Genomic DNA, 19,930 nt, shown 5'->3' on the forward strand with positions numbered 1-19,930 from the left:
CGGAAGCCAGTCAGCCGAGAACGACGACCCGCACTTCATGGAAGAGAAAGGAAAGCCATGCGTCAAGCATCGCTCCGCTTTGCGATCGACCGCATGACTCCGCCCCAACTTGCCAGGACCGCACTTGCCCGCGGCCCGGGCCTGACTGGCATCGACATTAGCTATCATCTCGATGGCAATTTCATTGCTCGCGAAAAGCCGGCTGCAGACGTCCGTCTTGCTGACGGATCAATCGTCACGACTATCTTCATCAACGCCTTTTCGTGCTTCAATGAGTCCCCGCGTGCCAGGTCGAGGCGAGCAAACTCGTCGATTGTGCAGTGGCCTGCGGAGCGAAGACGCCCACGAATGCGATCCGCCAAGGACATCCACGCGCTGGAGGATAGGCGCACTTGCCTCGAGCATCGATTTCATGGCGCGAGATGGATGATCACATGCAACACGCTGCTCGCAACTCCGAGTAAAGTGCCAGGCAGATCTCGTCACGCTGCATATCGCTTCCAAAAATGAAAAGGCCCAATTCAAAGTCCGAGACGAATAACGGGGTCCCTATTGTGCCGTTGCACGAGAGGGCGCTGGACATCTTTGAAACGTCGAAAGCGCTCACCGCTCCGTCTGGGCTGGAAGCCACGTTGGCCAACGTCGTCGATCTCCTGCCATCGTTGGTGCAGGTGCGGCACGGCATCATCTCGCTCTGGGACGGTACCGGCATACCGGACATGACCGTCGGCGCCGGCTGGAGCGAAGACAACGATGAGCGCTACCGGAAGCATCTGCCACGGACGGCGATCGACCAAATCATAACGACGGGCATGGCGCTGGTCGCCGAGAACATAGCGCTGGATCCGGCCTTCAACGCCGCCGACAAGGACGTGCTCGGGGCGTCCGACAACATGAAAGTGTCGTTCATCGGCGTACCCATTCACGTCGATGCGAACGTCGTGGGCACGCTGACCATCGACCGCATCCTGGACAACAAATCAGGTTCCCTTCTCGATCATGACCTCCGCCTCCTTACCATAATCGCCAATCTGGTTGGGCAGACAGTGAAGCTGCATCGCATGTTCGCGTCCGACCGCGAGCGACTGATGGCCGAGAAAATCGGGATGCAAAAGCAATTCGGCGAACTCAAGCAGCCTGGGCATGAGGGCAAGAGGGCTAATGTCAAGGGGATCGTTGGCGACAGCCCGGCGCTGCGCGGGCTGCTCGAGAAGGTCGCGTTAGTAGCCAGGTCCAACAGCACCGTTTTGCTGCGCGGGGAATCCGGGACCGGCAAGGAGCTGGTCGCCAAGGCCGTTCACGAGCTGTCGGGGCGCGCCAAGCGGCCGTTCATCAAGCTCAATTGCGCAGCGCTCCCTGAGACAGTCCTGGAATCCGAACTGTTCGGTCACGAAAAGGGTGCCTTCACCAGTGCATTCAACTCGCGCAAGGGGCGCTTTGAGCTCGCCGACAAGGGAACGTTGTTTCTGGACGAGATCGGTGAGATTTCGGCCTCGTTCCAGGCAAAGCTGCTGCGCGTGCTGCAAGAGCAGGAGTTCGAGCGCGTCGGCAGCAACCAGACGATTAAGGTCGACGTTCGCGTGATTGCTGCCACGAACAGGAACCTGGAAGACGCGGTTGCAAGGAACGAGTTTCGCGCCGACCTTTATTACCGCATCAGCGTTGTTCCCTTGCTGGTGCCGCCATTGCGCGAAAGGCGCGGTGATATTCCGCTTCTTGCCGCTGAGTTTCTCAAGAATTTCAACAGCGAGAACGGCCGTACGATGGTCTTCGATGCGAGTGCGACTGAAGTGCTGATGAACTGTGCTTTTCCCGGAAATGTCCGCGAGCTTGAAAATTGCGTGCAGAGGACAGCGACCCTGGCAGCGGGAGCGTCAATCGGCAGAAACGACTTTGACTGCTGCCACGGCCGATGCCTTTCCGCGATGCTATGGAAGCACGCATCGAAGGAGACTGCGCCGAAATCGGAGCCGATCGCACCATCGCCACTGAACCCGGCCATGCGTTCGTCTGGTGATTTTGCTTCGGCCGCCTTTGCGGCCCCGCCCGTTGACAGCCAGCAGGCACTGCCAGCGCCTGTTCGGGTAGCCCTCGTAAGCGACGCGCAGATGACCGATCGCGAGCGTCTCATCGCGGCCATGGAAAGATCCGGCTGGGTACAGGCAAAGGCAGCGCGCCTGCTTGGACTGACGCCGCGCCAGATTGGCTACGCGCTGAGGAAATACGGTATCGAGATCAAGAATCTCTGAACCGGCTGTCGAACTTCAGTATGTCGGGCCGCGACATAGCGAACGAGGCGAAGAGCTGGGACAAATCAAGCGTGCGTTGGTTCGGCTCGGTGAGGCGGTGCAGCCTCCTCTCGGCGCCGGCCCGTAATTCGAGATATTCAACGACTCTGTAGCCGGCGGCAAGGATCGCGTCGCCGCGGCGAATACAGCTTCGCGTGGCGGTGCCAACCTCTCGGCCGCTTCAAGAGAATTTCGCTTTGGCGCCGCCACGCTCTGTGCTGTGCGGCCGACAGCCTGAGAGTTGCGCGACGACATCGCCAAGCCATCGGCTTCGCGCCTTGTCGGAAAGGCGATGATCCCGATCGGTATGTCGAGGTCGCGGGCAAGCCGGGGCACTTGCAACGCTGAAAATCCTTCTCCCCGAAGAAGGCGGACGGCGCCGGTCTGGAAAAAGAGCTTCGTCACCAATCTCCCCCACGCCGTCGAAATGGCTTGGGCCGCGCCGCACAGGCCGCCGCTCACCCCTCTCACCGAGACCACGGTGGCAACCACTCTCGTCTGCGTCGTTCAATTGCGACGAGGGTAAGGATCACCCGGTCGGCGCGCTGAAGTGCGGCGCGCACCGAGCTGAGATGGCCTTCATGCAAGGGCGCCCATGGTTGACACGACCGCGACCTTCATGCCCTGCCTGCGCCATGCCGCCACGGATTTGCGCGACTCGGCGGTCCGGACGATCGGTGTGCTCATGTCGCTTCTCCTCCTTTGATGGCTTTCGGTTCATCGCCGAAGACATGTTCGGCCGCCGGAAACCGGCGCTCCTTCACGTCGCACGCGTAGGCCTCGATCGCTGCCGAAGCGGCCTCTCCCAGTTCGACATAGCGCTTGACGAATTTCGGGCGGAAGTCGCCGAACAGGCCCAGCATGTCGTCGACGACCAGGATCTGCCCGTCGCAGGCCGCCGAGGCGCCGATGCCGATCGTCGGGATTGGGATTTTCTCGGTGATGCGGCGGGCGAGCGGTTCGGGCACTTTTTCCAGTACGACGGAAAAGGCGCCAGCCTCGCTGACCGCAAGAGCATCGCGCCAAATGCGCTCGGCATCCTCGCCCCTGCCCTGCACGCGATATCCGCCAAACACGTTGACCGCCTGCGGCGTCAGGCCGACATGCGCCATGACCGGGATTCCGCGCGCTGTGAGGAAGCGAATCGTCTCGGCGATCGTCGCGCCGCCCTCGAGCTTGACCGCAGCGCATCCGGTCTCCGCCATAAGGCGCGCGGAATTGCGGAAGGCCTGCTCTAGGCTTTCCTCGTACGAGCCGAACGGCATGTCGACGACCAGGAGCGCCCGCTCCATTCCCCGCCGAACCGCCTTGGCGTGCATGATCATCATATCGAGCGTGACACTGAGCGTGGAGGGAAGGCCGTGGAGAACCATGCCGACGCTGTCGCCGACAAGAACGATGTCGCAGTGGCCGTCAACCAACCTTGCGACCGGCGTGGTGTAGGCCGTCAGGCAGACCAGCGGCGTGCTGCCCTTTCGCGCACGGATGTTCGGCGGCGTGATCGCCTTGACGACACCTGCGGCGCTCAATCCACGTCTCTCCTCACCCAGCGTCACCCACGGCCAGTGTCGCGTTTGGCATATTTTTGTCGAGGTGCGAAGAGGTAAAATCGCCAGAGCGCGTGGTGTTGACGCGACGAGTGGTATGATAAAGAACAGAACTAAATCGGTTTAGACAGGCGGAGCTCTGCCAAGTAGGTCAGGAACTATGGATCAGGCAAAGGGACCAAGGAAAGGCAGAGCCATAGGCAAGACCAACGACGTCAACGCGGACCTCATCGCAGTCGTCGTTGCCGTGAACGACGCTGGACCTTGTGTTCTGACCATCGAAGAGGGCGGCGCCCTTCCCTCGGGCCCGTTTGAGCTCGCTCATCGTTCGCTCCAGTCGGGCCTCAGGGCATGGGTGGAACTGCAGACCGGTCAGCCTCTCGGTTATATCGAGCAGCTCTACACCTTTGCCGATCGCGATCGGGTCGGCGCCAACCAGCGCGTGATCTCGATCAGCTATCTCGCACTCACCCGCGAAGAAGATACGGGCGCCTCGGGCAGGCGCAGTTGGGCCAGCTGGTACGACTATTTCCCCTGGGAGGATCATCGCTCCGGCAGGCCCCCGATAGTGCTGGAAGAATTGCGGCCGCGCCTTATCGAATGGGCGGACGGCGCGGACGACGGCGCGACGCGCTTCGATCGCCGACGGCGAGCGGCGGTTGCCTTTGCCTTGGACGGCCGGGCATGGAACGAAGAGCTCGCGCTGCAGCGCTACGAGCTGCTCTACGAAGCCACCCTGGTGGAGGAGGCAAAGCGCGGCGGAGTTTCGGCCATCCTCGCTTCGGTGCCGGGCAGATCGATGATCGCCGATCATCGCCGCATTCTGGCAACGGCTATTGCGCGACTGCGCTCCAAAATCAAATACCGGCCTGTTGTGTTCGAACTGATGCCGCCGCTCTTCACGCTTTTGCAGCTACAGCGAACTGTGGAGGCGCTCTCCGGCAGGCTCATCAACAAGCCGAATTTTCGCCGGCTCATAGAGCAGCAGGAACTGGTTGAGAAGACCGGGGCGACGACCGCCGAGACCGGCGGCCGGCCTGCGCAGCTCTACCGCTTCCACCATACTATTCTCGACGAGAGGCCTGTGGCCGGCACAAAATTACCGCTCGCACGGGCTTGACACCCCTTATAGTCACAACGATTATAAACGTCTTATAATCAGGTGGACTATAACTGGAGGCTCGATGAGCGCCGTCCTGCCTTCGAGCGCCTCACTGTACGACCGCGTTCGGCGCGTTATCCCACGGATCGAGTGGTCGGTCTTCGTCGAGGATATCGACGCAATCCTGAATCTGAAGCGACAGCGGAATGCGGTCATCCTGGCGCATAACTACCAGACGCCGGAGATTTTTCACTGCGTGGCTGACATCGTCGGCGACAGCCTGGCGCTGGCCCGCAAGGCGATGACAGTCGACGCCGATGTGATCGTGATCGCCGGCGTGCATTTCATGGCAGAAACAGCCAAGCTGCTCAATCCCGACAAGACAGTGCTCATCCCGGACCTCAACGCCGGCTGCTCGCTGGCGGACTCGATCACCGCCGAAGACGTACGCCTGATGCGGCAGCGCTATCCGTCCGTTCCGGTCGTCACTTACGTCAACACCTCCGCCGCGGTGAAAGCCGAGTCAGACATCTGCTGCACCTCGGGCAACGCGCTCGCAGTGGTGAAGTCGCTCCGGGTGCCGCGCGTGATCATGCTGCCCGACGAATATCTGGCAAAGAACATCGCGGCGCAAACCAAAGTCGAGATCATCGCCTGGAAAGGGCGCTGCGAGGTGCATGAACGCTTCACGGCGGCCGACATCCGCGAGCTGCGTGAGGCCCATCCCGGCATCAGCATACTTGCCCATCCCGAATGTCCGCCTGAAGTGGTCGCGGAAGCCGACTTCGCCGGCTCGACGGCGGCGATGTCCGACTATGTCGCGCGGCATAGGCCGGCGCGTGTGGTGCTGATGACGGAATGTTCCATGAGCGACAACGTCGCGGTCGAGCATCCGGAAGTAGATTTCGTGCGCCCATGCAATCTGTGCCCGCATATGAAGCGCATCACGCTCGCCAACATCCGGACCGCGCTCGAGGAGAACCGCCACGTCGTCACGATCGATCCTCATGTCGCTGAACGGGCCCGCTGGGCCGTGGAACGCATGCTCTTTGTATGACGGCGGACATCCATCACATTGGCGGAGCGCCGGTCATCATCGGCGCTGGTATCGCCGGGCTCATGACGGCGCTACACTTGGCGCCGCAAACAGTCGTCCTTCTGTCCGGGACCCCGCTCGGAACCGAAGCCTCGAGCACGCTCGCCCAAGGCGGGCTCGCAGCGAGTCTGGGGGAGGACGACAGCCCCGACCTGCACCTCGCCGATACGCTTGCTGCCGGCGATGGGCTTTGCGACGAACAAATGGCCAGGCGGGTGGTAGAGGCCGTACCTCAAGCCGTCGAGAACCTCATTCGTCTTGGTGCTCCTTTCGACCGGTCGCTAGACGGGAGGCTACGGCTGGGCCTGGAAGCGGCGCATTCGCGTCGCCGCATCGTGCACGCCGCCGGCGACGCAACTGGCCGCGAGTTGTTTCGGGCGCTGCTCGGCGTGGCGCGGCGAACCCGTTCGATCACGATCATGGAAGGCATGACAGCGCTTCGCTTGGTTGTCGCGGGAGGCAGCATTGTGGGCTTGCTGACTGTCCTGCATGGCGCCGTGTTCGCATTGCCCACACGCCGCGTGGTGCTGGCCACCGGTGGTATAGGCGGCCTGTTTTGCGATACAACCAACCCGCTCTCCTCATTCGGGCACGGCCTGGCGCTTGCAGCCTGTGCTGGCGCGGAACTAGCCGATCTCGAATTCGTGCAATTCCACCCGACGGCCCTCGACATTGCGCGCCGGCCAATGCCGCTTGTCAGCGAAGCAGTGCGTGGCGAAGGCGCGGTGCTGATCGATGAGCACGGCCATCGCTTCCTGGCAGACACGCCCGGGGCAGAACTCGCATCGCGCGATGTGGTTGCGCGGGCGATCTCGGATCAGCTCGCCGCCGGGCATGGCGTCTATCTCGATGCCCGACATTGTCTCGGGCAGAAATTCGCAAGGCGCTTTCCGGCAATCGACGCTATTTGCAAGCATGCCGGCATCGATCCGGCGGTGGAACCCATTCCCGTGCGTCCCGCTGCTCACTATCACATGGGCGGCGTGGCCGTTGACGCCGAGGGGCGAACTTCCGTTAGCGGCCTGTGGGCCTGTGGCGAAGTCGCATGCACAGGACTGCATGGCGCCAACCGGCTTGCCAGCAACTCGCTGACCGAAGCGGTTGCAACCGCCGCCTGGGTGGCTGAAAGCGTCGCGGCTACCTCTGCGGGTTGGCAGTGGCCTAGGCTTCCGGCAACTGTTCCCATCCGGCCCGACCCTTCACCTATTCGCCCGATTGTGTCCAATGCGCTTGGCATTGTTCGGAATGGGAAATCATTGCGCGACACGGTCGCGACACTGCTGCCGATCTCTGTCGGCGAGACGGCCGCGGCCGATCCGGCCCTGGTGGCACTGTTGATGGCGATCGCAGCTTTTCGACGCGAAGAGAGCCGCGGTTCGCATTATCGGTCCGATTTCCCCGGGCGCGATGCCGCCGCCCTCCCTTCGCGACTGACGCTCTGCACAGCTTTTGAGAATGCCGTCACGCTCAGATGGCAAGCATCCGAACGGAGCCGTTGACATGACTTCACTTGCACCGCTTCCACAGATCATCATGGAGCCCATCGTGCGCTACGCCCTGCTGGAAGATTTGGGCAGAGCCGGCGACATCACGAGCGATGCGATAATCCCCGCCGATTGCAAAGCGACGCTGGCGTTGAATGCCCGGCAGGCCGGCGTTGTTGCCGGGCTCGATTTGGTCATGTTTGCCTTCCTGCTGGTTGATCCCGGGATCAGCATGCAGCTGCGGTGTCCTGAAGGCGGTAAGGTTTCGGCCGGAGAGACGATTGCGATCGTAAGCGGGCCGGCCCGCAGCTTGCTGACCGCAGAGCGCACGGCGCTCAATTTCTTGTGCAAGCTCAGCGGCATCGCGACGGCAACGGCTACGCTCGTAAACGCGGTGCGCGGCTATAACGCAAAAATCGTGTGCACGCGAAAGACAACGCCCGGCCTGCGTGTCCTGGAAAAATATGCGGTGCGAGCGGGCGGCGGCGCCAATCACCGCTTCGCGCTCGATGACGCCGTACTGATCAAGGACAACCATATCGCCATTGCCGGCGATATCCGCACCGCAATCGAGCGGGCGCGTAGCGCCATAGGTCACATGGTCAAGATCGAGGTCGAGGTCGACAGGCTGGACCAGTTGGAGATAGCGCTTACAGCGGGCGTCGACGCCGTGCTCCTCGACAACATGTCGGTCGAGGACCTTGCGCAGGCTGTGGCTATGGTCGGTGGCCGCGCGATCACCGAGGCTTCGGGCCGGGTAACGCGGGCGAGCGCCCCGGCAATTGCGGCGACCGGCGTCGACCTCATATCGGTCGGCTGGCTTACCCATAGCGCGCCCATTCTCGACATCGGTCTCGACATGCCGGCCGACCGAAATTGCAACAGGCATCTGAACTGATGGAGAGGACATGAACCGGGATCGCAGGAACTCCTTCGGTGGCAGGCTAAACTGCGTCAGCACGTCCCCGGTTCCACCAACAGCCGACGCAAGCCTTCTCGGCGCCAAGCGACACGCTTCAACAACGGAGGCGGGAGGGACGGACCAGCAAGGCACAGAAAGCCGCGTCGCAGCCCTTGGCGTCATCATCTGCCGACTCGACGAGATGCGCCAGTTGGCGGCCTCTCACGGGCTGGAACTTCTGGGTTATCTGCTGGACGTCGCCTTCACCGAATCCTGCGACGCGATCAGAAAGGAGCATTCCTGTGCTCAAAGTAAAATAACGGAAACCGTAATCCCCACGGATGACGTGAGTTGAGCCTGCGGGCAGCAGTTGGAGAGTCCGCTCAAGCGCGCCACCAGTCGCGTTTCGATAGAAGACTTCCCGCTGGCATGCGCCTTGTCTTCAGCATCCACTGCAACGCTCCAGGCCAAGGACGGAAGATTATGGAGAACAAGACCTTATGAACGAACTCAGCCCAGACCTGACCTCGGATCCAATCGGTTGGGCGCTTCCCCCCTGGACGCGAGCGGAAGCCCAGGCGCTCCACGACGCGCCCTTCAACGACCTGCTGTTTCAAGCGCAGACCGTGCATCGCCAGAATTTCGATCCCAACAAGGTCCAGCTGAGCCGGCTTCTCAGCATCAAGACCGGCGGATGTCCGGAGGATTGCGGCTATTGTAGCCAGTCGGCGTATCATGAAAGCGGGTTGAAGGCGTCAAAGCTGATGGAGGTCCGGCGCGTCATCGCCGAGGCGACCAAGGCGCGTGACGCCGGCGCCACCCGCTATTGCATGGGCGCGGCCTGGCGAAATCCCAAGGCGCGCGACATGGGTGCGGTGGTGGCGATGGTCGAAGGCGTCAAGGCGTTGGGCATGGAGACCTGCATGACGCTCGGCATGCTCGATCTTGAGCAGGCCGCTCGTCTGAAAGAGGCCGGTCTCGACTACTACAACCACAACATCGACACCTCTGAGCGCTATTACAGCGAGATCATTTCGACCCGCACCTTTGCCGACCGGCTGGATACGTTGGCCAATGTCCGCGACAGCGGCATCAAGGTCTGCTGCGGCGGCATCGTCGGCATGGGCGAGGAGCCAATCGACCGAATCGACATGCTGGTGACGCTGGCCAATCTGCCGGAGCATCCCGAAAGCGTTCCGATCAACATGCTGATCCCGATCGAGGGCACCCCGCTGGCCGAAGCTAAACCCATCGAGCCGATTGAATTCGTGCGCGTGATCGCGCTGGCGCGCATCATGATGCCGAAATCGCATGTCCGGCTTTCGGCCGGCCGCACCGCCATGACCGACGAGATGCAGGCACTGTGCTTCTTTGCCGGCGCCAACTCGATCTTCGTCGGCGACACGCTGCTGACGGCGAACAATCCGGGCGAGGACAAGGATAGCCTTCTGTTCCGCCGTCTCGGCATCGAGCCGATGGAACTCGGGGCGCAATGAACGGGGCACAACTTGCCCGCTATGACGCGACCTTGCAGGGACTGGCGCGCAAGGACCGGCTGCGCACACTTGTGCCGCGCGCCGGGCTCGACTTCTCGTCGAACGACTATCTTGGGCTCGCCACCTCCAAAAGACTTGGCGAGGCGGTTGCGGCGGCGATTGCGCGGGGCACGCCGGTGGGCGCGACCGGATCGCGGCTGTTGCGCGGCCATGCACCGGAGCATGAGCAATTGGAGGCGGACGCGGCGGCGTTCTTCGGAGCCGAGCGCGCGCTGTTCTTCGGCAGCGGCTACATCGCCAACTTCGCTCTGCTGACGACGCTGCCGCAAAAGGGCGACCTCTTGATCCTCGACGAGCTTGCTCATGCCAGCATGCATGAGGGGGCCCGCGGTGGCCGCGCCGAGTTCAAGCTCACCGCGCACAACGACGTCGATGCCGTCGAGGATGCGATCACCCGCTGGCGCGCCGACGGCGGCATGGGCAGCGTCTGGATCGCCGTCGAAAGCCTCTACAGCATGGATGGCGACTGCGCGCCGATGGAGAGCCTCGTCGCGCTTGCCGATCGGCATGAAGCATTCATCGTGGTCGACGAGGCGCACGCCACGGGTGTCTGGGGGCCGGACGGCCGGGGGCTGGCCGCCGCGTTCGAGGGCCGTGACAACATCATCGCGCTCCATACATGCGGCAAGGCGCTTGGCGCCTCCGGCGCGCTTGTCACCGCACCACGAACGCTGTGCGACTATCTCGTCAATCGCTGCCGGCCATTCATCTACGCCACCGCGCCATCGCCACTGATGGCAGTGGCAGTGCGCGAAGCGCTCGCCATGCTGTCCGACGAGCCCGTGCGCCGCGTTCAGTTGCAGGAACGCGTTGCCTTCGCGGGCCGCCAACTGGCCGAGCGTTGCGGCGTGGTACCCAGCGGCTCGCAGATCCAGCCATTTGTCATCGGCGACAACAGGCGCACCATGGCGGTGGCGGCGGCATTGCAGGCTCGCGGTTTCGACATACGTGGCATTCGTCCGCCGACCGTTCCCGAGGGCACGTCGCGGCTGCGCATTTCGCTGACGCTCAACGTCGGCGCAGCCGACATTTCCGCCATGGTCGAGGCGCTCGTTGAGGTGTTGGCCCAAACATGACCGGAGCCGACATGACCAAGCGCATCGTCGTCACCGGAACAGATACCGGAATTGGCAAGACAGTGTTTTCGGCAGGACTCGCCGGCCTGCTCGACGGTTTCTACTGGAAGCCGGTGCAATCGGGCCTCGACGGCGAAACCGACAGCGAGGTTGTGGAACGGCTCGCCGGCCTGCCGATGGGGCGCGTCCTGCCCGAAGTGTATCGCCTGAAGGAGCCGCTGTCGCCGCATCGTTCAGCCGAACTCGACGGCGTCGCGATAGACGTGGCAAAGCTCTCGCTTCCGGACTTGCCGGGTCCGATCGTCATCGAAGGTGCCGGGGGACTGATGGTGCCGCTCAACCGGCGCACCAAGTTCGTCGACATATTCGCACAGTGGCGGATGCCGGTCATTCTGTGCGCCCGCACCACGCTCGGCACGATCAATCACACCTTGCTGTCGATCGAAGCGCTCAGGGCCCGTTCCATCCCGCTCATCGGCATCGCCTTCATCGGCGATGAGGTGGCCGATACGCAGAGGACGATCGTGGAATTCAGCGGCGTGCGCCAGCTTGGCAGACTGCCGCTTCTCGATCCGCTGACAAGTGAGACGCTGAGGGAAGCGATGGTTGCCGGCTTCGACCTCACAGCGATCGCAGGAGGCGAATGATGACGCAGTCTCGAGTCTGGCATCCCTTCACCCAGCACGCGCTCGAGCCGGCAATCCCCGAGATTGTCCGGACGGAAGGCGCCTATCTTCACAAGGCCGACGGCTCCCGCATCCTGGACGCGATTTCCTCCTGGTGGGTCGTCACCCATGGCCACCGCCATCCCCGCATCATGAAGGCCATCGAGACGACCGCGTCGAGCCTCGACCAGATCATCTTCGCCGGCTTCACCCACGAGCCGGCCGAGCAGCTGGCAGAGGCGCTTGTCGGCCTCGCCCCGCCCGGCCTCGACCGGGTGTTCTATTCCGACAGCGGCTCGACCTCCGTCGAAGTCGCGTTGAAAATGGCGCTCGGCTATTTCCGCAACCTCGGCGCGCCGCGCTCGCGCATTGCCGTCATGGAGCACAGCTACCATGGCGACACCATCGGCACGATGAGCGTCGGCGCCCGCGGCGTGTTCAACGCCGCCTACGAGCCTTTGCTCTTTGAGGTCGACACCATCCCCTTCCCGGCCGCCGGCCGCGAGCAGGAAACGCTGGATCGTTTCGAGGCTGTCAGCCGTGACCGGCGCGTCGCCGCGCTGATCGTCGAGCCGCTCGTGCTCGGCGCTGGCGGCATGCTGATGTATCCGGCTTCGGTTCTGGCTGAATTGAAGAAGATCACTGAGGCCTCCGGCACGCTCTTGATCGCAGACGAGGTTATGACCGGCTGGGGACGCACCGGAACCATGTTTGCCTGCGAGCAGGCGTCCATATCTCCTGATATCCTGTGCACCTCGAAGGGCTTGACCGGCGGTGCCATCCCGCTGGCCGCCACACTTGCCACTGACGCCATCTTCCAGGCTCACTATTCCGAGGACCGCAAGAAGACCTTTTTCCACTCGAGCTCCTACACCGCCAATCCGATCGCCTGCGCGGCAGCACTTGCCAATATCGAGATCTGGCAGGACGAGCCGGTGGCCGAGCGGATCGCGGCCCTGAGCGCGAAGCAGGCCGCCGGGCTTCAACGCTTCCGGGACAATCCAAATTTCTCCGACAGCCGGGCGACCGGCACGATCGCCGCCCTCGATCTGCGTACCGACTCTGCCGGCTATCTGGCCGAAATCGGGCCAAAACTGCGCGCATTCTTCCTTGAGCGCGGCCTGCTTGTGCGCCCGCTCGGCAATGTCCTCTATCTTCTGCCACCCTATTGCATCACCGGAGACGAGTTGGACGGGCTCTATGACGCCATCGAGGAGGCCGGCGAACGCTTCGGCTCAAAGCCATGAGCCGGTCGTCGCGCATTCTCGGGTTTGGTCATCATGCGCCGGCGCGCAAGGTGGAGAACCCGGAAATCGAAGATCGTCTCGGGCTTGAACCCGGCTGGATCGAGCGGCGCACCGGGATTCGGTCGCGCTTCTGGGCAACGGACGAAGACACGCTGTCGGGCCTTGCCGCGCATGCCGGCGACATGGCGCTGGCAAATGCGGGCATCAACCGGAGCGACATCGGCCTGCTGTTGCTCGCCACCTCGACACCCGATCACCTCCTGCCGCCGAGCGCGCCACTGGTCGCACATCGGCTGGGACTGGGTCGTGCTGGAGCGATCGATCTGACCGGTGCCTGCGCCGGCTTCATCTATGCGCTGATGTTTGCCGAAGGCTTTACCCGCCTCCACGGCAAAGCGAGCCTTGTCATTGCTGCTAACATCCTCAGCCGCCGCATCAATCCGGCCGAGCGCGCCAGCGCCGTGCTGTTTGCCGATGCCGCCGGCGCCGTGGTGATTGGTCCGTGCGATGACCCGGATCGAGGCATTCTCGGCGCTTCGGTGGATTCCGACGGCTCGCGCTACGGGCTGATCCAGATTCCGGCGGGAGGAAGCAACAGACCGTTCCATGGCGACCTCGATCTCGAGCAGATCCGCATGACGATCACCGACGGCCGTGAAGTGTTCGGCAAGGCGGTCGAGATGATGACTGCCTGCTCGGAGGACGCGCTCGCTACAGCCCAAATGCGGCCGCAGGATATCGATCGGTTCGTGCCGCATCAGGCCAACGCCCGCATTTTCGACGCGGTCGGGAGGAACCTAGGCATAGCCGATCACGCGATCGTCAAGACGATCGCCGACTATGGCAATTCTTCCGCCGCAACGATCCCGCTCTCGCTGTCGCTGGCCCATCGGATGCAGCCGTTTCGGCCGGGCGAGAAAATTCTTCTGGCGGCGGCGGGCGCGGGCCTCAGCGGCGGTGCCCTCGTCGTCGGAATTTAGCCGAGCGAACCAGCTGCCAAGATTCACCTTGTATGATGATGAGGACAACAGAACCAATGCGAAAAATAGTGGCCGGCAAGCTGCACGGCATTCACGTCACCGAAGCGAACCTCAACTACCATGGTTCGATAACGCTCGACCCCGACCACTGCGAGGCAGCCGGGATCCTGCCGATGGAATTCGTGGAGATATGGAATAAGAATTCCGGTGCGCGGATTTCGACCTATGTCATCCTCGGCGAGCGCGGTTCACGGTGCTGCATCCTCAACGGAGCGGCGGCTCGCACCTGTCAGCCCGACGACCCGATTATCGTCTGCAGCTCCATCTACCTGGACGAAGCGCATGTCACTTCGCTGAAGCCGCGGATCGTCACGTTCGACCAGGATAACCACATACTCGACCGCCTGAGCTACTCCGTCGATATTGACACAGACGGCCGTTACAGTTTCGCGATTCTTGACGAGGCGGATGAGCCTTTGGTCATTCCTGCCCTGGTCTCCGGGGCGTGAGCCGCGCTCCACAGATGTGCGAGCCTCTTCGCCCCGTTGCAACGTGCTCGGCACTGAAGAGCGTCTAGTCTAAGACTCGACGAAGTTGCTGACGCTCAGCTTCGAAAGGCTGATGCCCACTGCGCCTTGGGCACCGTGGGCCTTCGTGGGATGGCGCAATGTCTCGCATCTGCTGATCGGCGAACAGCGGTTTGCATGTCTGACCCTTGTCTCAGGTTACTTGCGGTGGCGGCTTGCAAATTCTTGCTGCCTTCTCAAGCGCCGCGGCTGGGTCCTTGACGACCTGGCTTTTCATGATCTTTGCCGCCGTGTCGATCAAGCAGGCCACCGTCTTCCGCATCAACCAATCATCGCGAATATGGCTAGCCGAACGGCCGCAAGCAGCACTGAGGTGGGCCTTCGGCAAAGTGTTTCCCGCCGGCGCCCAAAGGCCACCAGCCATCTGACGCCTGATCGGTTACATATCAGGTTCCTCGATCGGTGGCTTGGCAGCAAGACCGAGCCTGGCTCGTTGGCCATCGGCGAAATTTTCGGCGGGAGACTGTGTCTTGAACCGAAGAACTGTCAGTTTGCCGTCCTCGACAATATGAACAACCCATCCCCCACCACAACGCTTGACGCGCACGTCATTAGGTTCGCCAGCCACCATTGCTGCCCCTCATTTTCGTCGCCCTTGGGCTGAGACTGGAAGTCGTTCCCGCACATCGGAAAACACGGGACCTTACGTAACGTCAAGCCCCGATTTTGGGATAGCCGATGCCTTGTCGATTTCAGGGTGACGGCGATTCAGGTCCGCAAAATCCGTGCGCGTGCAACCTCGTGCTCGGATCGACTTAGATGCGCAGATTTTGCATGTTAATTCAGCCTTGTTATCCACAGCTAACGTGAATGGGAACGCGTATTCAGTCCGAGTAGCTCTGCAAAAAAACCGCCGCTCTTGTCCTCAGCGCCATCACCCGGCACCTTCAAGATGTTTCATAGCTCCGGACCGTTCCGAACGATCAGGGTGCCGGATGGCCACTCACTCATCGAGCGTCCAATCGGCACAACCACGACGAGCACGTCCTCGACGCGCGTGGTCGGCAGGTCGAGATACACATCTGCGAGAGTGGACCGCACACGAACGCCCGACACAATCGCCGCCAGGCCGTCTCTGCAGAACCTCTCCATATGGTTCCGCATCGCGTGCCGAACGGTGCCGAAAGCGAATGGAACCCCAAGCTGCTGCAACACTGGATATACAAGGCGCATTGAATGACTGATCCCTTGTCCCTCAAGATCCGGTCGCACCCCGTACAACCCCAGGTCGGCCACCAGGAGCTCGACCTCGTCAACTTTGATGAAGCGGCGTAGTATGCCGATATGACCCGCTACGCCGTGCGCGTCGTAGCTGATTGCGCGGAGCTCCGGCCTCGCACCGGCCCAGCTACGGCCGCCTTCGAATGGCTCTGCGTTGAAGGCCCCAGTCGGTCCGTAGGTCTTTCGGAAAAACTCGGAGAGTTCGACATGGTCGGCCTGTTGCAACTCATTTTCCCAGCACAACCTCCACCGCACGTCAGAGCACATGGAAAGACCTCATCATTGTTGCTGTTTTGTTGGGGAAGCGCCTAGCAGGAGGACGCTTGTCGCATCGAGCCGGCTCGATGTAGCTTGCGCAGGTCACCGAAGAAACTAGCCGCAATGAACATGCGACTCGGTTGTGTTCCGAGCACACCGGAAGGCGTACACCAGAAAAATACTGCTCGGAGCCAATACAAACATCGATAATTACCTTTTGGCTTACATCTTTGAAATCTTACTATGCGACGTTCTGCAGAATGGGCAAAATCCTTTGTTTCGATGAATGCATCCACGCTATGGATAGGAAAGCATGCGTTTCAAAGAACTTGTCTAGCCTCGGCCCCAAGGCGGCCTTTATCACGAGGCTTCGACCCGGCCAGTTGCCCGACCGACCCGCTCGTCAGTTGCCAGACCAACCGACAGCTATGGGTGGGACTTCCTCCACTGTTGATACGCGTCATCGGGGCGCACTGAACTTTTGAGGCTAAATCATTGCCATGCCGCCGTTCACATGAATGGTCTGGCCGGTGATGTAGGCGGCCTCGTTCGAGGCCAGGTAGACCACAGCCGAGGCGACTTCCACGCCGGTGCCCATGCGCCTGGCCGGAATGGCGGCCATGATCGCTTCTTTCTGCTTGTCGTTCAGCTTGTCGGTCATGGCCGATTCGATGAAGCCCGGCGCCACGCAGTTCATCGTCACGCCGCGTGTCGCGATCTCCTGCGCCAGCGATTTCGACATGCCGATCATGCCAGCCTTTGACGCGCAATAGTTCGCCTGGCCGGGATTGCCGGTTACGCCGGACACCGAGGTGATGTTGATGATGCGGCCGTTGCGGCGCATCATCGAATGGGTCAGTTCGCGGGTGAGCCGGACCACCGCGGTCAGGTTGACCTCGAGTACCGCGTCCCAGTCCGCGTCCGACATGCGGATAAAAAGCCCGTCCTTGGTGATGCCGGCATTGTTGACCAGTATGTCGACGCCTTCGAGTTCGGCTTCCGCGTTTGCGCCCAGCGCCTTGACCTCGTCACGGTTCGAGAGGTTCGCCGGAAACAGTCTTGTCCGCCCGCCAAGCTCGGCAGCCAACACCTCGAGTTTTTCGACACGCGTGCCGTGCAGGCCGACGGTTGCGCCCTGCGCGTGCAGCGCCCGCGCCACGGCCTCGCCGATTCCACCGCTTGCTCCGGTGACGAGCGCGTTGCGGCCGGTCAGATCAAACATTTATCGATTCCCTTTCTAAGGACCGGCTTCGCACGGAAGCGGTCACTGGCGGCCATGCGCCTTCCAGACATTATCGGGTACAGCTTTGGACAGGCCCTCGAGCCGGACTCGAAGGGCCTCGCTTAACCTTCCGGGTAGCGGTACGTCCACGTCGCTTCAACAGTTGAGAATTTTACCAAAAAATGGGGCCCGGCTTGTCCAGCTTCCGCTGCCACTTGGCGCATTCACCGAGGCGGTCCAAGGGGCAGGTCCTTCACAATCGTGATCCGGCAAGCATTTGGATCCGAAGATAGAGTCACTGGAGGCATCTCGCATCGCTTTTACACCTGCTTGAACGCCAGAACTGCGTTCATGCCGCCCATGGCGAAGGCGTTGCTCAGTGCCACGCGCACTTTGCGCTCGCGCGCCGCATTGGGCGTGACGTCGAGATCGCAATCGGGATCTGGCTCGCGATAATTAGCGGTCGGCGGCACGACGCCCTCCCGGATCGCCATCACGGAGGCGATCATTTCAAGTGCGCTCGCTGCGCCCAGGCAATGCGCGTGCATGGACTTGGTGGACGAGACCGACATCGAATAGGCATAGTCTCCGAAGACGCGCTTGATCGCCGCCGTCTCGGTCTGATCGTTGGCCTTGGTGCCGGTGCCGTGGGCGTTGAGGTAGTCCACGTCCTCGGCATTCAGCCCGTCGTCGGCAAGGCAAGCGCGCATCGCGGCCTCCGGCCCCTCGATAGACGGCGCGACGATGTGGAAGGCGTCGCCGGAAAGGCCGATGCCTGCGATCTCGGCAAGCATTGTGGCACCGCGTACGGCGGCATGCTCATAGCTTTCCAGCACGGCCATGCCCGCACCCTCGCCTATCACCACTCCCTTCCTGTCGGCGGAGAAGGGCCGGCAAGTATCCGGAGCGAGCGCGCGCATTGCTTCCCATGCCTTCATCTGAAGGCATACGAGCGGCGCTTCGGCGCCTCCGGCAAGCATCCCGTCGGCCCGGCCGAGCCTGATCTGATCCGCGGCCGAAGCGATCGCATGGTTGGCTGATGCGCATGCGGAGGCGATGGCAAAGACCGGGCCGCGCAGGCCGAGACTCATGCTGACCTGGCTGGCAGCGGCGCTCGGCAACCCCCTTGGTGCAGTGTAAATGCCAGCACGCTTCGCCCCGCCCAAAAGGAGGTCGCGGTAGGTTTCTTCGACCGTTCCCCAGCCGCAGACGCCCACTGTCGCGCCGAAGCGATACGGATTTCCCTCATCGCAGGAAAGTCCGGCGTGTTGCATGGCTTCGCGCGCTGCAAGCACAGCGAGCAAGCTGTGGCGGTCCATGGAGACGAGCTGGTTGCGGCCGATGTCGTGCTTGGGCAGCTCCTTGATCTCGGTACCGACAGTGCCCTTCATCTCATGAAGCGCAGAAGTGACCATCGGGCGGATGGCGGAGCGACCTTCGCGCATCTCTTTTCAGATAGAGGCGGCGTTGTTGCCTAGGCCGCAAAGCCCGCCCATCCCAGTAATGACGACTCGCCTGTCCAATCAGACCCCCTTCGCGAGCAAACCGCGGACAGCTTCCACCATGTCGCCGACATTCTTGAGATTCGACCAGGCATCCGCCGCGTTCATGTCGATCTTGATGTCGTAGGCCTGCTCCACATCCCAGAGGAGATCCGCCAGACCCAGCGAATCGACTCCGAGCGAGGTCAGTTCCGTGGCAGTCGTTATTTCGCCGATGATGGACGCACTCTCGCCGCTCTCCGATTCGACGCGGTTCCTGATCGTGGCAATGATTTCCGTTGCGAGTTGATCAGCCATTGTGTTCCTTTCCATAGCAATGCCTTTTGACGTGGGTGCGGCGCCATACCTCTGCCAGTCACGTCGCAAAAATCGTCCCTGACCAGGCTTGTGCAACCCACCAACACCAATCGAATTATGGAGACCGGATGAGTTCCGGTTGCTCTGAGGCGTTGGCATCCAACTGCAGCTCATTTTCCCGCGGCAACTTCCATCGCACGTCTGAGCTCATGGAAAGATCTTCTCCTTTCAGGCTCTTTTTTCGCAGTTGTCACACGATGAGGGTAGCGGGCAATCAGGACGTGTGAGGTGCTGTCAATGCGAGATTCCGGAAGATTGAGAAAATCGTTTGTTTCGATGAGATGCATCCACCCTATGGATAGAAATACAGTCCAATAAACGGGCAAGCCTCTGGTGCGGGCGATAATGCTACAGGAGACATCCCGCATGGCCACCCCACGCAAAAGCTGGGCACGTCTCGGTCGCTACTAGATGCTCAGCGCCTCACACTCGCTCTCTCCGGTGCAACGAAACGGCGCTTGCGCATCGCTGAAGGCCCAAGGGGTTAGCGATCCGAAAGGGCGGATATTATCTTTCGGGCCGAGCTTCCGAACACCATCGATTCGCTCGAACTCTTTCAGGCCTGCATCGCCCGGAATATCGTGATCGCCCACCTCTTGTCTTGACTAGCCCCAGCCTAGGCCTTATGCCGTCACCATGTTAGCACTCGTCCTTGGTGAGTGCTAACAGTAGGTCCGGCATAGCCGAGCTTTGTAGGTTGTCCGGCGCTGCCGGACGCTTTTCCCACCGTTCTCATCGAGGAAGAAAAAATGGCAAAGTCGAAGTTCCGCCCGCTTCATGACCGCGTGGTCGTTCGCCGGGTCGAATCCGAATCCAAGACCGCCGGCGGGATCATCATCCC

The 19,930-nt window shown here is 61.8% G+C and carries 17 protein-coding genes and 2 pseudogenes; 13 read left to right on the forward strand and 6 right to left on the reverse strand.

The genetic code is table 11. The features are described 5' to 3' along the window. The first annotated feature begins 506 nt into the window (after positions 1-506). Entirely contained in the window at positions 507-2,249 is a 1,743-nt protein-coding gene (gene nifA / locus A3AU_RS0132560; RefSeq protein ID WP_027056573.1) for a nif-specific transcriptional activator NifA, read from the forward strand. Between the two features lie 15 nt (positions 2,250-2,264). Here nifA and A3AU_RS1000000138685 read toward each other — a convergent pair whose 3' ends face one another. Both A3AU_RS1000000138685 and panB read right to left on the reverse strand, forming a co-directional pair. Then, the gene (locus A3AU_RS1000000138685; protein WP_209444691.1) at positions 2,265-2,780 is read right to left on the reverse strand and encodes a pantoate--beta-alanine ligase; all 516 of its coding nucleotides are present in this window, start codon (positions 2,778-2,780) and stop codon (positions 2,265-2,267) included. 191 nt (positions 2,781-2,971) lie between these two features. Continuing rightward, positions 2,972-3,817 (reverse strand): 3-methyl-2-oxobutanoate hydroxymethyltransferase, encoded by an 846-nt coding sequence (gene panB / locus A3AU_RS0132570; protein ID WP_027056574.1) that lies wholly within the window; start codon positions 3,815-3,817, stop codon positions 2,972-2,974. Between the two features lie 178 nt (positions 3,818-3,995). Between panB and A3AU_RS0132575 the strand changes: the two genes are divergently transcribed. From A3AU_RS0132575 to panD, 11 genes are all read left to right on the forward strand, one after another. Beyond that, the gene (locus A3AU_RS0132575) at positions 3,996-4,955 is read left to right on the forward strand and encodes an NUDIX hydrolase (protein WP_027056575.1); all 960 of its coding nucleotides are present in this window, start codon (positions 3,996-3,998) and stop codon (positions 4,953-4,955) included. Positions 4,956-5,019: 64 nt separating this feature from the next. Then, positions 5,020-5,994 (forward strand): quinolinate synthase NadA, encoded by a 975-nt coding sequence (gene nadA, locus A3AU_RS0132580; protein ID WP_027056576.1) that lies wholly within the window; start codon positions 5,020-5,022, stop codon positions 5,992-5,994. Next, a complete protein-coding gene (locus tag A3AU_RS0132585) occupies positions 5,991-7,532 on the forward strand; it encodes an L-aspartate oxidase (protein WP_027056577.1) in 1,542 nt (513 codons plus the stop codon). Before nadA ends, A3AU_RS0132585 begins: the two co-directional genes overlap by 4 nt. A 1-nt stretch (position 7,533) precedes the next feature. After that, positions 7,534-8,415 (forward strand): carboxylating nicotinate-nucleotide diphosphorylase, encoded by an 882-nt coding sequence (gene nadC / locus A3AU_RS0132590; protein ID WP_027056578.1) that lies wholly within the window; start codon positions 7,534-7,536, stop codon positions 8,413-8,415. 10 nt (positions 8,416-8,425) lie between these two features. After that, the gene (locus tag A3AU_RS0132595; protein ID WP_027056579.1) at positions 8,426-8,773 is read left to right on the forward strand and encodes a hypothetical protein; all 348 of its coding nucleotides are present in this window, start codon (positions 8,426-8,428) and stop codon (positions 8,771-8,773) included. A 145-nt stretch (positions 8,774-8,918) separates the two neighbouring features. Then, on the forward strand, positions 8,919-9,914 hold the full coding sequence (bioB, locus tag A3AU_RS0132600) for a biotin synthase BioB (protein ID WP_027056580.1): 996 nt from the start codon (positions 8,919-8,921) through the stop codon (positions 9,912-9,914). Then, positions 9,911-11,050 carry an 8-amino-7-oxononanoate synthase gene (locus A3AU_RS0132605; protein ID WP_027056581.1) on the forward strand — a complete coding sequence of 380 codons (1,140 nt, stop codon included), beginning with the start codon at positions 9,911-9,913 and terminating at the stop codon, positions 11,048-11,050. Before bioB ends, A3AU_RS0132605 begins: the two co-directional genes overlap by 4 nt. A gap of 11 nt (positions 11,051-11,061) precedes the next feature. Further along, positions 11,062-11,697 (forward strand): dethiobiotin synthase, encoded by a 636-nt coding sequence (bioD, locus tag A3AU_RS0132610; protein WP_027056582.1) that lies wholly within the window; start codon positions 11,062-11,064, stop codon positions 11,695-11,697. Then, positions 11,697-12,962 (forward strand): adenosylmethionine--8-amino-7-oxononanoate transaminase, encoded by a 1,266-nt coding sequence (locus tag A3AU_RS0132615; protein WP_027056583.1) that lies wholly within the window; start codon positions 11,697-11,699, stop codon positions 12,960-12,962. Before bioD ends, A3AU_RS0132615 begins: the two co-directional genes overlap by 1 nt. Next, positions 12,959-13,942: a beta-ketoacyl-ACP synthase III gene (locus tag A3AU_RS0132620; RefSeq protein ID WP_027056584.1), complete on the forward strand. Its 984-nt coding sequence runs from the start codon at positions 12,959-12,961 to the stop codon at positions 13,940-13,942. The genes A3AU_RS0132615 and A3AU_RS0132620 overlap by 4 nt, the downstream gene beginning before the upstream one ends. 56 nt (positions 13,943-13,998) lie before the next feature. Next, positions 13,999-14,451 (forward strand): aspartate 1-decarboxylase, encoded by a 453-nt coding sequence (gene panD, locus A3AU_RS0132625; protein ID WP_027056585.1) that lies wholly within the window; start codon positions 13,999-14,001, stop codon positions 14,449-14,451. Between the two features lie 975 nt (positions 14,452-15,426). Here panD and A3AU_RS0132640 read toward each other — a convergent pair. From A3AU_RS0132640 to A3AU_RS0132655, 4 genes and pseudogenes are all read right to left on the reverse strand, one after another. Beyond that, positions 15,427-16,017, reverse strand: coding sequence for a NodA family N-acyltransferase (locus A3AU_RS0132640; RefSeq protein WP_027056586.1), 591 nt, complete (start codon positions 16,015-16,017; stop codon positions 15,427-15,429). A 478-nt stretch (positions 16,018-16,495) separates the two neighbouring features. After that, positions 16,496-17,230: a 3-oxoacyl-[acyl-carrier-protein] reductase gene (gene fabG, locus A3AU_RS0132645; RefSeq protein ID WP_027056587.1), complete on the reverse strand. Its 735-nt coding sequence runs from the start codon at positions 17,228-17,230 to the stop codon at positions 16,496-16,498. Positions 17,231-17,550: 320 nt separating this feature from the next. Next, positions 17,551-18,753 (reverse strand): annotated as a pseudogene (locus A3AU_RS1000000137160) (beta-ketoacyl-[acyl-carrier-protein] synthase family protein). Continuing rightward, positions 18,754-19,029, reverse strand: a complete 276-nt coding sequence (locus tag A3AU_RS0132655; protein ID WP_027056588.1) for an acyl carrier protein — start codon at positions 19,027-19,029, stop codon at positions 18,754-18,756. Between the two features lie 809 nt (positions 19,030-19,838). Between A3AU_RS0132655 and A3AU_RS01000000136685 the strand changes: the two are divergent. Next, a pseudogene (locus A3AU_RS01000000136685) lies at positions 19,839-19,930 on the forward strand (co-chaperone GroES); the annotation flags it as partial.

This window comes from Mesorhizobium erdmanii USDA 3471 (assembly GCF_000472705.1).
In the GTDB taxonomy this organism is placed as follows: Bacteria; Pseudomonadota; Alphaproteobacteria; order Rhizobiales; family Rhizobiaceae; genus Mesorhizobium; species Mesorhizobium erdmanii.